9 protein-coding genes are annotated in these 15,285 nt (G+C 52.4%); 2 read left to right on the top strand and 7 right to left on the bottom strand.

Annotated features, from left to right (window positions below):
* Window positions 1-429: 429 nt before the first annotated feature.
* Window positions 430-4,323 carry a protein kinase domain-containing protein gene (locus ACR3ZL_RS01905; RefSeq protein ID WP_473649574.1) on the top strand — a complete coding sequence of 1,298 codons (3,894 nt, stop codon included), beginning with the start codon at window positions 430-432 and terminating at the stop codon, window positions 4,321-4,323.
* 32 nt (window positions 4,324-4,355) lie between these two features.
* Here the strand turns inward: ACR3ZL_RS01905 and ACR3ZL_RS01900 are convergent, their stop codons facing one another.
* The 6 genes from ACR3ZL_RS01900 to ACR3ZL_RS01875 all read right to left on the bottom strand — a co-directional run bounded on the left by ACR3ZL_RS01900 (window position 4,356) and on the right by ACR3ZL_RS01875 (window position 12,505).
* Complete coding sequence (locus ACR3ZL_RS01900; RefSeq protein ID WP_473649575.1) at window positions 4,356-5,966, bottom strand: FHA domain-containing protein; 1,611 nt, start codon at window positions 5,964-5,966, stop codon at window positions 4,356-4,358.
* Window positions 5,967-6,033: 67 nt separating this feature from the next.
* Window positions 6,034-8,148 carry a DUF4339 domain-containing protein gene (locus ACR3ZL_RS01895; protein WP_473649576.1) on the bottom strand — a complete coding sequence of 705 codons (2,115 nt, stop codon included), beginning with the start codon at window positions 8,146-8,148 and terminating at the stop codon, window positions 6,034-6,036.
* A 189-nt stretch (window positions 8,149-8,337) separates the two neighbouring features.
* Window positions 8,338-9,072 carry a proteasome-type protease gene (locus tag ACR3ZL_RS01890; protein ID WP_473649577.1) on the bottom strand — a complete coding sequence of 245 codons (735 nt, stop codon included), beginning with the start codon at window positions 9,070-9,072 and terminating at the stop codon, window positions 8,338-8,340.
* 294 nt (window positions 9,073-9,366) lie between these two features.
* Entirely contained in the window at window positions 9,367-11,328 is a 1,962-nt protein-coding gene (locus ACR3ZL_RS01885; RefSeq protein ID WP_473649578.1) for a sodium/solute symporter, read from the bottom strand.
* Complete coding sequence (locus ACR3ZL_RS01880) at window positions 11,325-11,651, bottom strand: DUF485 domain-containing protein (RefSeq protein ID WP_473649579.1); 327 nt, start codon at window positions 11,649-11,651, stop codon at window positions 11,325-11,327. The genes ACR3ZL_RS01885 and ACR3ZL_RS01880 overlap by 4 nt, the downstream gene beginning before the upstream one ends.
* A 38-nt stretch (window positions 11,652-11,689) precedes the next feature.
* Complete coding sequence (locus tag ACR3ZL_RS01875) at window positions 11,690-12,505, bottom strand: MBL fold metallo-hydrolase (protein ID WP_473649580.1); 816 nt, start codon at window positions 12,503-12,505, stop codon at window positions 11,690-11,692.
* Between the two features lie 157 nt (window positions 12,506-12,662).
* Between ACR3ZL_RS01875 and ACR3ZL_RS01870 the strand changes: the two genes are divergently transcribed.
* On the top strand, window positions 12,663-13,688 hold the full coding sequence (locus tag ACR3ZL_RS01870) for an NAD-dependent epimerase/dehydratase family protein (RefSeq protein ID WP_473649581.1): 1,026 nt from the start codon (window positions 12,663-12,665) through the stop codon (window positions 13,686-13,688).
* A gap of 101 nt (window positions 13,689-13,789) precedes the next feature.
* On the opposite strand, the gene ACR3ZL_RS01865 is transcribed toward ACR3ZL_RS01870, so the two are convergent.
* Window positions 13,790-15,040, bottom strand: a complete 1,251-nt coding sequence (locus ACR3ZL_RS01865; protein WP_486173171.1) for a hypothetical protein — start codon at window positions 15,038-15,040, stop codon at window positions 13,790-13,792.
* Between the last annotated feature and the right edge of the window lie 245 nt (window positions 15,041-15,285).

Raw genomic sequence — 15,285 nt, 5'->3', positions numbered from 1 at the left:
ACCGCGTTGGGAAATACGTACTTAATTGAAACGCTGTCATGTACCGAGAAGGTTCGGTCGGTTCGCCAATCAACTTGCTATCCGAGAACGCAGATTACCGCTCGCTCTGATTGGCTTTCACTTTTGTCTTGTCCATTCCGTTAGGTACCTTCCTAGGCAACTGCAACAGAATGACTTTTCGCGAACGAGGCGAATTGCACGAAATCTTGGACTGAACGGCAAATCGGAGGAGTTCGAAGGCCGATCACAGTCACTCCGTCCCCCAGGCTCCGCGACTCACCCTAACCTCCTCACCGCCTTTTTTTGGCGGGGCAATCACGCCAACCGCGATGATGCTTGACGCAATCATGAAGGGCACCAATTTTTGGTATCATGGGTCCCCTCTCATGATTCCAGCTTCATCATTGCCTCCGTACTTTCGCCATCAGCATGGACAGTCTCGACGACGCTCGTACTTTCGATTCGTCAAAACGACAACCTGACCCGACCGACGGCAGCCTAGGCGATGAAATAACGACGGGTCTGGACCGGGACCAATCATTAGCCAACGTTGACGGTTTTGAAAAACAAGTTGATGTTGAGTTCGTCAACTTTGCGGCTCGATATGAAATCGTCGGTGAGCTCGGTCGCGGAGGAATGGGTGAAGTCCTCAAGGCTAACGACCGACGACTACAACGCTTAGTCGCAATCAAGCGATTGCGTGCCGGGTTGGCAGAAAGCCAAAGAGCCATCCAACGATTTCAGAGCGAGGCTCGCGCCGTCGCAGCTCTTAATCACTTCAACGTCGTTCAAGTCTATGACTTTGGTCGCGATGACGATGGATTTTTCATTGTCATGGAATTGGTCAGCGGTGGCAGTCTTTCAGATCGGATGCGATCGAAAGGAAAAATGGATGTTGATGAGGCTATTGATCTCATCGTTCAGATTTGCGGGAGCTTAGCACTTGCGCACCGCAACGGCATTATTCACCGTGACATCAAGCCGGCTAACATCTTGCTGACCCCGGACGGTGTTCCCAAATTAACTGACTTTGGCTTAGCCCGGTTAGAGCTTTCTGAAGCAGAACATACTCAAGCGGGAGCTGTTCTCGGCACGATCGACTTTATGCCACCGGAACAACGCCGCGATTCCAGTGCGGTCGATGCACGCAGCGACCTTTGGAGTTTAGCGGCTAGCTTCTATCAACTTGTAACCGGCAAGTCGCCGCGAGTGATCCGGTCCGAATCCATTCCAGCGACGATTCGGGACGTACTTCTGAAGGCGTTGGAAGACGCTCCGGAAGAGCGGTATCCAACGGTCGAAGGTTTCCGAGACGCACTCATTGCCGCCCAGGCAAACGAACTGCAATCGCAAGCTGACGTCGTGCTTCAACCTGGGCAATGCTCGCAGTGCGGACATCAGAACACATCCGAGAATGAGTTTTGCCTCAGTTGCGGCCACCCGCTATCGGAATCCTGTCCGGGGTGCAATGAAAAGATTGACGCATGGGCCAAATTCTGTGGCAAATGCGGTGTGGATGTCGCCGCTACCGTCACACGACGTTTGGAACAGCTTGAGAAAGAGAAACTACGAATTGCCAAACTTCGTCAGCTTGGACGGCACGACGAAGTCGGTCGAAGACTGTTGGCCATCGTACGTCTAAAACACTCGGCGCTGACGACCTATACCAACTGGGCAAAGTCGTCGATCGAGCAACTCAAGGCTGAACAAGCACGCGACGATCAGCAATACGACAAAGTGCTAGCCGCAGCAAAACAACAACTGGCAGAGTCGAATTATGAAGGGGCTTTACACTACCTCAATCAAGTCTCCGATCCATCGCAACACGAGGAAATCGCTGAACTCCTGAAGCAAACCCAACACAACGCGGCCAAACTCCGCGAATTGAACACGACCATCCGAGAAAGGTTGGACGCCAAGCAATACGATGGTCTTCAAGATCTAGTCAAAGACTTTTTAGAACTTAAACCGCACGACAACAGTGCTCGTGGCTTGTTGCGAAAGCTGCAACGGCTTGAAGAACAATATCACTCGTCATCCGAAATTGTCGATGCGATTCCCGTCGCTGAAGCAATCGATCCAAAAGATGACGATCGACTTCGCTACCGTGTTGAAAAGAAGAAGCCCGCTCCACCCAGGATCGTCAGACAATTCAATCGGTTTAAGGCGAAATTCCGACGTTCTCAACAAATCCGTTGGCTAACCGTCAGCGTTGTTGCTGTGCTAATGGCGTTGTTCGTATGGATGTCACTTCCATCCTTGTCAAAGGTCGCCGATCGAGCTCCTCAACCTAATGGCGCACCCGAACGTGAAGCGGCGATTGAAAAGCCGACGGAGCAAGTCATCGGAAACGCCACTGACAAGACCCCCGATGTGGTCGTTGATAAGACCGCCGACAAAGCCACTGAACCTTCCCCTCAAAAACTTCCTGAGAAACCTCCTGCCGGCCCAACTTCCGTTTCCGAACCCGTTGTCATCAAACCGTCTTCGCCACCGAAGCTACCGCCGGCAAGCGCACCAGTAACCCCACCAGCAATTACCTCAGCGACTTCGCCGAAGTATGTTCCGCCTAGTATTCAACATAGCGTAAGAGCTCTCCCAGTTGCCGACGAGCCGTCGTATAACTCTGTACCAAGCTACGCGGATGCCGACTTGCCAATGCCGCAACACGGCATTGCCTATCGATTCTCGAGCCAAAGCTCGCCGATCACTTGCTTGGCTTTTTCGAATAACAGTAATTTTCTGTTATCCGGGACATCCGGACGATCGGCGGAACAAGCGAATTCGGTCGAGATGTGGGACCTGAAAGAAGGCCATCACTTACGCACATTGGCGGATTCACAACATCCTTGGGTTCGACTGACAATCTCAAGCAATGGAAGAGTTGCTGCAGGTTTATCAGAGCGAGGCCAGATCCTGTTGTGGGAAACCTCAACTGGAAAACGGATCGATACGCTAAAAGGATCAGACCTCGACATCCGATCTCGGATCATGGACATCGCCTTTCTCGGTACAAGTAAGTTGGCGGTGTGCTCTTCGGACGGTTATCACACGATTGATCTGCCGACTCGCAAACCGGAGGGTTTCGAACGAAGCATGATCCAAAATTTGGTTTCTTGTTGCGCGGCTGAGAAAGCGAAACTGGTGCTAGCGATCGGCAATATGGGCGGCATATCTATCTGGGACACACAAAAAAACAGTTCAAGCGAATTTTTCCAGGTGCAATCCCATGGCCTTAGCAACTTCTCAATCACCCCCGATGCTCGCAACCTGATCGTAGGCAGCCGCGATCGAACGGTCGTTTGGGATCTCGTTGAAAACCGACAGCGTAGCGACTACCGCACCAACTTTTCAGCTCGACGCGGATTCAATCCGTCACCGAATGCCCGTTATCAACCGTCTAAGCAAACCGTGGGCGTCACGCCTGAAGGCAGCTACGCGTTTATGGTGACGCCTGCATCGCTTCACTTTTGGGACGCTCTAGAAGGCCCCCGCCGCTTCCATATGGACTTTGATGGCTTCATCAAACCCGGGCAGTATTCGGACTCGTCTTTCGTTTCGGCGGTGTTTTCACCCCAGGGATTCCATATCGCAATCGGGCACTACGATGGAAGCGTCGCGGTCTGCGTGTCTCCGTTTGTCGGCATGAAAAATCGCATCGGCGTAAGCCAACCAGAACCGACTCCGCCCAAACCGAAGTTACCACCTGAGCCTCGTCTACCATTTCTCGAATTGGTCAACGATCCCGACCAGCCCATATTGATCGAACAATTTTCGCCGACCACCGGAATTGCTGGCGATCAAATAACCATTAAAGGACGTGGATTTTCAAACGCAAAGAAACTTCGGTTCGTTCAAAGCGAAACTCCTTTCGAAGCTACTTTCGAAATAGTTTCGGACTCTGAAATTGCAGCAACGGTCCCAGACGAAATTGAAGACACACGATATCCGTCGACAATCGAAATTGAGTTTGACAGCGGACTCGCCGTGACGATTCCGCGAAATAGCCAGATGAACGGAACACTAATCGCAACAACAAAACAAGACAAAGACTTCCGGTACATCCGAAGCGAGCAACAAACACTCAAAAATGGCGCTGGCGAAAACATTTATGTTCAATCAGGTGCCAGCCTTCCAGCCGGTGTGAGCAACCGCCTATATCTTGAAGCCGGATCCAAGGTGAATGACTTCGGCGTGGGTTGCGAAATCGTCTACTCCGATATTCAATCGTTACCACAAGACATCGAGAATCGGGGAGCCGATCTAATCCGAACTCCCAAACTATACCCCAGCTTTGTCGACAAACGTTTCAACGCAAGGTAGCCGTCTCTAGCTCGCCAATTCGCTTCCACTGGTCAGTCTAAATGCAATTGGTGAGCTGAATCAAAGATGGAATCATATCCAGCGAACGAGACCCGCATGCCAGGCTCCAAAGCAACCCAAGTGCCTGGTTCAAGCAGTCCGCCATCAACTCGGACGCTGGAAGGATTCGTTAGCGGCTCAATCCAAAACGTTCGGTCCAAATAGAACAACCGGGCACACAGCGGTTCGCTGGAGTTGGGGATAATGATACCGCACTGGTTCCTTGCAGCACCAATGAATGCTTCCCGAAAAAGCCAAAGGTAGGTCTCCTGCCCAACCAGATTGTTTACCCTGTCAAATCGAACGGCATCCAATTTTTGCTGGATGGCCAGTTTGGACATTCTTGACGGATGAGCTCCAACAAGATCGCAAGAAACGCGATCCCAAAAATCCGCGTCACCGATATCGGTATAGGACCCCGGCCCCAATGTCGTCATATTCAATTGGAACGGTTTAGGAATGTCTCCACTGATCCCCAACTGAATCGGCGTGACCTCACCCACATGATCCGTTGGAATGAGGGTTCGTTGTAAAACGACGGTTCCGTCCACTTCCACGCCGCCGCTAGATTTGTCTTCAACTTGAATTCCCTCGGTGCCCAGTTCCACCGTCAGATGAGTTCGAGACACATTCCGCGAGTGTTGATCCAACTCTTCACTACGTGGCAGAAACCGCAAAACAATATCATTGTCCCGGCTTCGTCCCAAGTTCAACCGTGGCTTGGCATAGATCACCGATCGCATTCCCAAATCAAAACAGAAACAAGCTGTATCAGCCTGATAGCGGTCCTTCCCTAGTGAAACGAGCTTTGGGAGTCTGGATTGTCTCTCGACGTTCACCTTCAGTTGATACTCGAACGATGTTCGAGCCTTACTATCGACGTCGTGATTCGGTGGTAGTTGCTGCTGCTGCGCACCAATCGAATTCTGCAAGTTGACAACACTATCCTGGCTTCCCTTCAAAACAACTTTGGAAAATTGCTTCAAGCTATAGCCCTGCAAGTTCACAATCGATTGTCCATCACCATCGATTTCCAGGATGCCGCCCTGACCGTCATTCTGGGCGTCAATATTCAATCGTATGCGAGTCCTGAAGAACCTCGGCGTGCCCGGTAGTGCACCTGGGAAATAGAAGTCGAAGGTCAGCATGTACTGACCCGGCAGACAATTTTCGCCTTGAGTCGTCATGCGAAAAGGCACACAAAAACTCCATAACCCTGCTTCATCGCTAGTTGGCAAGCGAATGGGATCATTGGGATCATGATCAAGCTGGCTGTCGATACTAACGGTCACTTCCGGTCGTGAAAAATGCGCCGGGCACAGCAAGTTAAATTCGGGCCGAACTTGATACCCGACTTTCGGAAGCTCGCCCCACTCAACCAATAAACGCGGCACAGTTGATTCATCGTTAACCGGATCCGGACGTTCAGGCGCTGTTACCAACTGATCCGAAAAGCTGTCCAGCAACAACGCGACCGTTTCCGCTGGCAGCCCTTGGCTTGCCGCCAACACCTCAACCTGGGTTCTGATCTCTTTCGCCGTTGCATGCTCGCCCATTTGAGAAGCAATAACACGGTGGAGCACGTCGACAACGGAATCAGTCACATCAAACCCGATGAAAACTCAAGACAAACGAAAAGCGGAAGGCAACGTATGATCGACTAACATCCCGTTAGGCAGGTGGAGGCCCGGGCGGCATGGGTGGTGGTGTCGACGATCCTAATACCGCAGCAATGGCTGGCACCTCATGAGCGGGCGCCCACTGAGCCATTCCTTCGCTCCATACCATCGTCGATGCCGTTAACTGTCCGCTGGCCGCATATTGTTGCACCTGCTCAATTTTGAGTGGCGGTGATTGCGAGCCATTCAGGGAAATAAACCATACTCGCGAGTTCGTGAGAGGCGGCGGTGCCGACTGCGCCGGGGGCGTTTGCACCGGTGCAGGCGAGGTTTGCGGAACAACCCAGGCTTGCGTTGTCGAAGCTTGAGCCAGCCCACCGATCATCTGGTTCACATTGCCTTGTTGTGACTGCATCGCCATTTTATATGCATCCGCAATTGCATCTGCTTTGGCCCGCTCGGTTTCATTCATTCGCTCGTACATTCGCAACCGTTCCTCATTCAGTTCGGCTGACGAATCTACCGCCGAGGTTGCCTTCACCGATTCCTGAGTCGCTTCATGTTTTTTCAAATCGGCCAAGAGCGACGCGTTCTCTGTGCCCGCCAAAGCGATCATCGCCTCGGTGCTTAAGCCTGACATTGCCGAGATTCGATCCAATTCGCGACGGGCAACTGCGTCTTCCTTCAGCACCTCAAGATCTACCTGCATCTTGTGCTGACGCTCGGCAAACTCAGCATTCATGGCCTGAATTTTTTGAAGTCGATCAAATTGGCTGATCGATTTCTTATCCGCAATTTCGAGCTCCCATTCTTGTTGTCGCCGTTGCACCTCAAGCTTCTCAGCGGCCAATCGAGTATTGAGTTCTTCTTGCGAGTATACCAGCTCATTCCGACGTTTTGCCTGCGCGTACTCTAGATCCGATCGGACTTCGTCATTCCGCAGTTGTTGAACGATATCCTCATACGAGTCTTCTCGTTTTTGTCTCTTGATTTCGCGTCCGCGAGACAACTGTTGGCGAACAGCCTCCAACTTTTGCTCCCGGCGATGCTTTGCCGCTGCTTGTTGCTTGTCAAATTCGTGCTGCCATGTCTCCGCTTGCTGGCTATGCGCCTGTCGCATTATTTCCGTTTCCGCTTGCAGCCCCTTCATCTGAACCGCATGATCAATCTCAACTCGTAATTCTGAAATCTCTTGCTCACGCTGCAAATCCAACGTCGTCAACAAATGCTTTCGTATCGAAGAACGATCCTCTTTGTTCTGATCAAAGGTTTCCTTCAGTTCGTCTAATTCTTCCTTGCGAAGCAAACTCTGTTTGTCGATTTCGGAAACTGCTTTTTCAAATTCTTCTTTGCTAGTCAGCTCGGAAAGCTGCCCCTTCGAAATCGCGTCACGCAAGGCAGACTGTGTCTCCGTTCGACTCCTTACTGCCTCCGCCTTCAGCCGTAGTTCTTCGTTTTCGACGCCAATCGCAGCCTCTTGAATTCGAATCTCTCGCGACTTCAGCCAGGTCTCGCCTTGACGTTCGGCAAGCTTATCGGCGTCACTGCTAACTTGGGCACGGTGAACGTCGACGAGATCAAGTCCGTATCGATTGAACTTGGAGTCCAGATGAAGCGACAAGCCATCTTTCAATCGGACAGGCAAGTCAGGGATCAGCGTCTCGTCATACGATAGCTGCCCAATCGTCGCGAAAACGGCTTGCGTCACCATAGGTGATAACAGGCCCTTAAGCTCCGAAATGCTTAGCTCGTCGCGAGCCCCCATCAAGTTTGCGGTAAGCTGCATGATCTCGCGAATCTGGATCGCCCAGCGAAAATCGAGATCAACACTAAATCCTTCACGGGTTGGGATCTGTGCTATCTGGGTCTCAAGTGGGACCTCTTCAGCACGAGTCAGAATGACGGTGGCCTGCTTTTTCTTCCAAAACTGAAGCCGCTCTAGAAAGGTTTCGAGCGTGTAGGTTCCCGCGGACAACTGACCAACGAAGAAGCCATCATCGATGATCGCGGCAACCGTACCCGGCTCGATGATTAATGTTTTCGCATCAGGTACCGAACTAACGATTGGCAACTTCGCAAAAAACCCTTCCAAGTCCGGAATAGTGACACGGATCGCAAATTGGGAATCAGTTACAGACCATCGGTTGTCTTGGATAAGGGTACTCATCTTGGCTGCCGGTAGATTGCTGTCGAAACTGGTGGAAAACGAGTCGACACATTCTACCAGAATACAAACGCGATTTTGCGACGGCGACGCGCCAAAAAAGTTTGATTGCGCGTAGGCAACAATGCGTACGGGCAACGCTACACACCACTGACCTAGTGATGTATCGCATGTCCCAAAACAGAGCTGGGATTAAGAATCCGACGATGCGGATACGAACAGAGAGTCCGCCCATTCCATCGGCGTTGACTTCAATGCTTCGGTCATGCTCTGCGACCACCACTGTAGTGCCGAATGGAGTTCCGGCTCAGAGAACCGCTGGAAGGTGGGCTGACGGCATGTCGGCGTCATGACGGCAACGTCGATAGGACAATCCACATCAGTAACGCTAGATCGAGTAGCGTCAAACGCCAACAGTGCAAGGGTGAGAGCTTCTTTCAGCGGCGTATCGTAGGTCAGCAAACGATCCAAGATCGGCTTTCCGTAGGGCGTCCGACCAATGATGAAATACGGAAGGTCCACCGCCGCTTCTACCCAGTTCCCTTCAGGGTAAACATAGAAAAGTTGTGGTTCAACATCCTCGGGCAAACGCCCGCCAATGATCGCGTTGAGATTAAAGACATGTTTCGTTGCGGCTAACGAGGGACCGTCCTCAACTTTCACTCGCCGCAACTGCTCACCAAACAGGTTTACCAACTCGTACATCCGTAGCTTCGGTTCGCTATCTTTCCGCAGCACTTCGTCTAAGTAGGTCACTGTTTTATCACGCACCGACCGCAAACCGCTGGTCATCGTGAAGATCACATCATCATCGTGCTGGAGCCCAGCCAACTTTTGCTTGTTGGATTGCTCGCTGCCTTTGACGATCCGAGTGTCAGCTAGGGCAACGATGCCCTCGCGGACTTTAATACCGATACAAAATGTCATGGAGCTAGCAATACGTTGGATAAAAAGGTGGTAAACGAGACTTCCGATCACGGTCGAACGGTAGCCACCTGCAGTTCACAGCACTTCATGTGCCGAACGCAGCCCAAATATCTCTCAAACTCAGCCATGTTCAGCTGAGCTGGAAAGCACCTTCGTTTGCCACGCCTCCAATATTGACGGCCGCAAACGCACCATGTCGTTCTGCTATCACTCGCGAGGTTTGCTAGCTGATTCACCAAGCCACTGGGAATAGCGTTCCCAATGGCTTAACGTCAACACGATCAATCCATCTCGCTAAGCAGTTTCGGTCTCTTTACCAGTCATAAGCGACACAATCACCAAGGTGACCAATGCCAATGGAATCGTCACGATTCCAGGCTGACTGAACGGGATCGGGCTGCTGGACGGATCGATGCCGTAAACCTTGCCAAACGTGTCTGCCGAAAGCAGAATCCAACCGAGCGAGCTGAACATGCCGACGCAAACACTGGCAATGATGCCAGCGGCCGTCGTGCGTTTCCAGAACAACAGCATGACGAGTGCGGGCAGGTTCGCACTGGCTGCGATACTGAATGCCCAACCAACCAGGTAACTGACGTTGAGTCCCTGAAACACGATTCCTAGGACAATCGCGATCGCACCTACCACTACAGCCGCTAACTTGGCAACCCGAACCTGATTCGCTTCGGAGAAATTGATTCCCATGACACCGCCCAACAAGTCGTGCGCAACCGCACCACTGCTGGCCAGAATCAAACCACTCACCGTACCGAGCACGGTCGTAAACGCAATCGCCGAAATAATCGCAAAGAGCAGACCGCTAATCCCACGTGCGAGAAGCGGAGCGGCCATGTTCGAATTGGTTACATCGAGCGTCCCGCTGACCATCGCTCCCAATCCAAGGTAGAGCGTCAGCACATAGAAGAACCCGATGCTAGCAATCCCAACAATCGTACTCTTGCGAGCCGCCGCTCCGTCTTTGACCGTGTAATAGCGAATCAAAATATGGGGCAACGAAGCCGTCCCGCAAAACAATGCCAACATCAGCGACAGAAAGTTAATTCGATCGGTCCAGGAACCACTACGAATTCCCGCAAACCGTGGATGCTCGCCCGGTCGCAATACTCGCGAACCAGCGGTTGGCTTTTGAAAATAGACCATTGTCGTCGAACCGTCGGAGTGCTCGAGCCGATCGCTGCCCCACAACATCACTTCGCTGCGACGCAAGACGTCGAAAAACTCGATCGGCCCCAACGGTCCGGTCTCGGTTGCCGAACCATCTGGACCGGCATACTCCTCGGGCAACTGAATTAACTGACCACCGGGACGCAACGTTCGCTGGCCCTCTTCCCTTCCCATTTCCACGCCACCGATCAACGTACCGCCATCATTGAGCTTGGTTTGGGACTGGCTTTCAAGCAAGTAAAGCCCATCGTCGCGAGTCTCGATTTTGTAGACATCAAAACCTTGATCGGCATCGGACGCAAATCGAATATAGGATTCATTCTGATCCCAACCATTCAACGTCGCCACTCGATTCACTGGCTGAAACAGTTTCCGATTTGCCGCACTGGCGATCGCATCTGGAGACTCCGTGTTCGCCAGCGGACCAATCACCTTGAACGAATCTCGATCGACGCGAAAGCCTTCCTGCAACACAAAGTAAACAAGCACCGTGCTGAAGACGACCAGCAACGACCCCTTCAAGAACTGCACCCAGGTTGTCGACAACATTCCAGCGGTAACAACAATTGTGATCACGACCGCACCAACCAGCACGACACCAACCCAGTGCGGGAAGCCAAGCAAAGGTTGAATCAAAACGCCCGCACCGACCATTTGCGGGATCAAGTAAAACACGCTGACGATAAGCGTACTGATTCCAGCGGCCGCTTTGATCCCCGGTGAATTGAATTTGGCGTCCAAGGCATCCGCGAACGTGAACTTTCCTAGCCGCTTCATCGGCTCGGCAATTACAAACAACGCCACAATCCAACCGGCTAAATATCCGATCGAATACAAGAATCCGTCATAGCCATAAGCGGCGATCATCCCGCAAATGCCAAGAAACGAAGCCGCCGACAAATAGTCTCCGGCGAATGCAATCCCGTTGATGAACCAGGGAATTTGACCGTGAGCGGCGAAGTATCCAGCGGACGACTTTGCCTTGCTTCCCAGATAGAAACTGAGCCCAACCGTAAAACCGACAAACAGAAAAAAGATCACCACCGCTGTGTACGAAGGGTCATAAATCATGCTGACTCTCCTGTGCCGGTGGTCGCTTGATCAGACGCTTCAGTCCCCGATCCGCGAAGCGCAAACCCGTAGATGAACGCTAACAAGATGGCAGCAATGATCAAACCAAACCCGTAGACAATCGCCAAGTTCAAGCCAGCAAAGACCACCATATCCATCGTGTCAGCTGAGAACGCATTGATGAACACAAAACCAAGATACAGCAACGTATAGATTGCGAACAAAACCAAGCCGAGGCGAGAAGCACCGGGCGCGGCGATCGTTGCCGATTTGTGCGGCTGATCTGAAATCTCTGGGGCGGACAAGATGGAGGGTTCCTTCATGCGAGAGGCAAATTGGTGGCCCCATAGAATACTCCATTTCACCCCGGCAGCGGGACTCGCAACCCGTCGTAAGCCAAATACACACCCTCAGGCAACTTCGCTTGTGCCTTTGCATGATCGAGGTCGTGACAGATGTGGGTGAAATACGCTTGTTTCGGTTTCACCTTCGCAATCACCTCCAACGCCTCGTCGACACAAAAGTGAGTCGGATGAGGAGCGTACCGCAACGCATCAATCACCAAGGTTTCGACACCCATCAACCGCTCCAGCGAAGCCTCTGGAACTTCATTGGTGTCTGTGCAATAAGCGAAGTCCCCAATACGAAAACCCAGCACATCGAAATAGGGCCCATGCTTCAGCGGGATCGGCGTAACTTGCGTCCCCAACACCTCAAATGGCTCGTGCCCGATCGAAACAATGTCGAGCTGGGGTGTTGATCCGGGGTGAGTCGGTTTGCGATCGCTGAACGCATAGTCGTAAACTCGTCGTATACGAGCCTCCACCTGCGGCTCACAATACAAGGGCATCCCATGCCCCAACCGGAAAGGAAACAACCGCAAATCATCCAAACCGTAAAGGTGATCGACATGCTCGTGAGTGAACATTACCGCATGAATCAACGAAATCTTTTCACGAAGTAACTGCGTCCTCATGTCCGGCGGCGTGTCGACTAACAGATTCCCCGTCGGCAAGCGAAAGACGATTGAACAGCGGGTCCGATGATTCCTCGGATCTGTACTCGTGCATACGTCGCAATCGCACCCCAGCGACGGAACGCCCACGCTCGTCCCCGTTCCCAGGAACACAACTTCCGGCGAAGTGGGGACAGCGGTTTGAACAGGCGATTCTTGCATGCCGCTGATATTAGCGGGTTCGCGGTTGAGGGTCGATGACAGGATTCAAGCCAGGAAATCAGACTAGGGACTATTCAGTCCCCGCCCCCCAGCAACTAAAGTAGGCACACACCGACGGAGTCCGAAACACTTGCAATCGACGATGGAAAAAATAGGCATGTCACAGGGAAAAATTCTGATCACTGGCTCTACCGGCATGGTAGGTAGTTGGCTGACCCGCCGCGCCCTCGAAGAAGGTTATTCCGTTCGCGCGATGGTCCGGTCCTCCAGTAACCGAGACGCGTTTGAGGGGCTCGACGTCGAAATGTTCGAGGCGGACCTCTCCAACCCAGAAAGCCTGCCCGCTGCGTTGGAGGGTGTCGACTACGTCGTCAACACCGCCGCTCACGTGGGCGACTGGGGACCGGCGGAAAAATTCCGGGCGATTAACGTGGTGGCTCTCGAAGCAATGCTGATTGCCGCTCGAAAACAAGGCCAACTGAAACGCTGGGTCCAAATCAGTTCGCTGGGCGTCTACGCAGCGGAACATCATCATGGTACCGACGAAACCGTGCCTCCCGACCTGACCGGTTTGGACGGATACACTCAAACCAAAGCGGAAGCGGAAGTACTGCTGAATCAGTACATTCAACAACATAATTTCCCCGCCACAATCATCCGGCCTGGATTCATTTACGGCCCCGGCGATCGACATGTCGTGCCCCGAATTATCGAACGTCTCGCCGAAGGCCAAATGAAACTAATCGGCGACGGCAAAAAGGTCCTCAACAACACCTACGCCGGAAACCTGGTCGATGCCATTCTTCTGGCACTCGACAAGGAAGAAGCCATCGGTGAAACGTTTAACATCCGCGACGAACGATTGGTTACCCGCGAAGAATTCGTTGGCGCGATCGCAAACTACATGAACCTGCCGATGCCGAAGAAAGTCCCTGAATGGCTTGCTCGAAGTGCCGTCGGATTCATCGAAGGATTCGCCAAACTACGTGGGGCCAAGACGGCACCGCTGCTTACTAACGCTCGAATCAAGTTCTTGACCCTCAACCTTGATTTTTCGATTGCGAAGGCAAAGGAGAAACTGGGCTATCACGCCCAAACCGACTTCACCGAAGGCATGCAATCCGCGCTCGATTGGGCAGCAAGCCAAAACCTGATCCCCGCTAAGTCATCGTCCGGGAAGTAGCAATCGTTCACAGGACACATGAAAGTCAGTGGAACTTGTTGAACGTTCTTCGACCTACGCGACGACGACTGACCCAAGATCCGGACTTCGCCAAAGCTCGCTTATCCAGCGAAACGCTCCAAGTAGTCATCCGATATTTGGTCGATCGTCGAGGCAGCAGTCTGTGGAAGAGAATAATTGTCGACGGTTCCTTTTGCTAATTGCGCCGCCGATCTAGGCGAGATCAGCAGGCGTAAGATAACAGCGGTAGCAGGTATCAAGCTCATGGGATCTTCCCGCAAACGCGTCATTTCACTTTCACAGCCACCAAACTCACCACGCCTGAACCAGTGATCGAGTAGTCGCTGAAACAGCTCGACACGACTCGCACCGTTGTAGGCGTCCGCGATCATCACGATGAATCCGTTGTGAGTCATCACACCGGTCTTCGCCTCAGGCAACATCTCAACTCGTTCGCCCATTGAAATTCGAGCGATCGCATCGCAAATCGGCACTCCCGCTAGCTCAGAATTGAGAGTCTCACCAATACGTGGATTGATTTCAAAGTATTGAGGTTGCTGTGTGCTGGAGTCATAGAAATACTCGATCGAGATCGGGCCATGCCACTTCAGTGCTCGTCCGAGTTTCTCCAGATGCACCTTCACCGGCGGGTGAGATGCACTGACTCTCAGCGACACTCCGCCTCCAATCCCAGTATTCAAAACATCCGCACAAGCGAAACCAACAAGACGCCCATCTTGAAAAGCTCCGGTGGCCACCGCCTGTCGTCCAACCGCGGGTTGCTGAAGCACGATCGGTTCGCCCTCTCTCCAAACGCCTGCGGCTTCATACTGATTGACCGTGTCGCGTAGATCGGTGGGGTCGTCAACCTTCTGCACACCCAGGCTAGCCGTACTGTGAGCCAACTTGACGAAACAAGGAAAATCTTGGTGTTGAAAAAGCTCTGCTTTCGACTCCGCAATCCGGCTGCTGGGCATCGGCAGCTCGAGTTCATCCATCAGCAAAGCAAACTCCGCTTTACTTTGAACCCGGTGGATTGCTTCAAACTCGGGAACCGCTAACCCGACACGTCGCTGGAAAGTATCCCTAAACTTTGAAAACAGATAGACCTGTTCGTGGGTAGGGAAAAGCACATCATAGCCATTCTGCTGAATAACCTCGGCAGTCCGCTTGGCATACCCAAGTGGGTCCTTCGCAATAGGAGGACAGCCGATCCGACGTTTCACAAGGCTAGAAAAGCGACATTGACACCAAGGTGATGGATCGAGCACATCGATCTGTTTTCCAGCTCCAAGTCCGTACAGCGTCTGACGTGCTGAATTACTCGAGCCTTCAGATAGCAGGATTCGCACGCATGAACCGTAAATAACTGAGACTAGAATGTGACTCCGATTGCAGGATCGAGCCGAGTTCAAATACCACCATAAACCTTTATGATAGCGGGGAGTTTAGGCAAGCTACAGCAGATCACCCCCCGGCGATATCCTACCCAGCCTGGGCTGCCGTACAAGATCGCCTTTCCTTAGCTTGATGTAGGCATTTTTGTAACGTCCACAGGGCGAATGCTTCTTATGACGTTCGGAAAGTTGGTCTGTTG

This window comes from Rhodopirellula sp. J20-39 (assembly GCF_057365095.1).
This window is presented reverse-complemented; position numbering and strand designations above follow the sequence as displayed.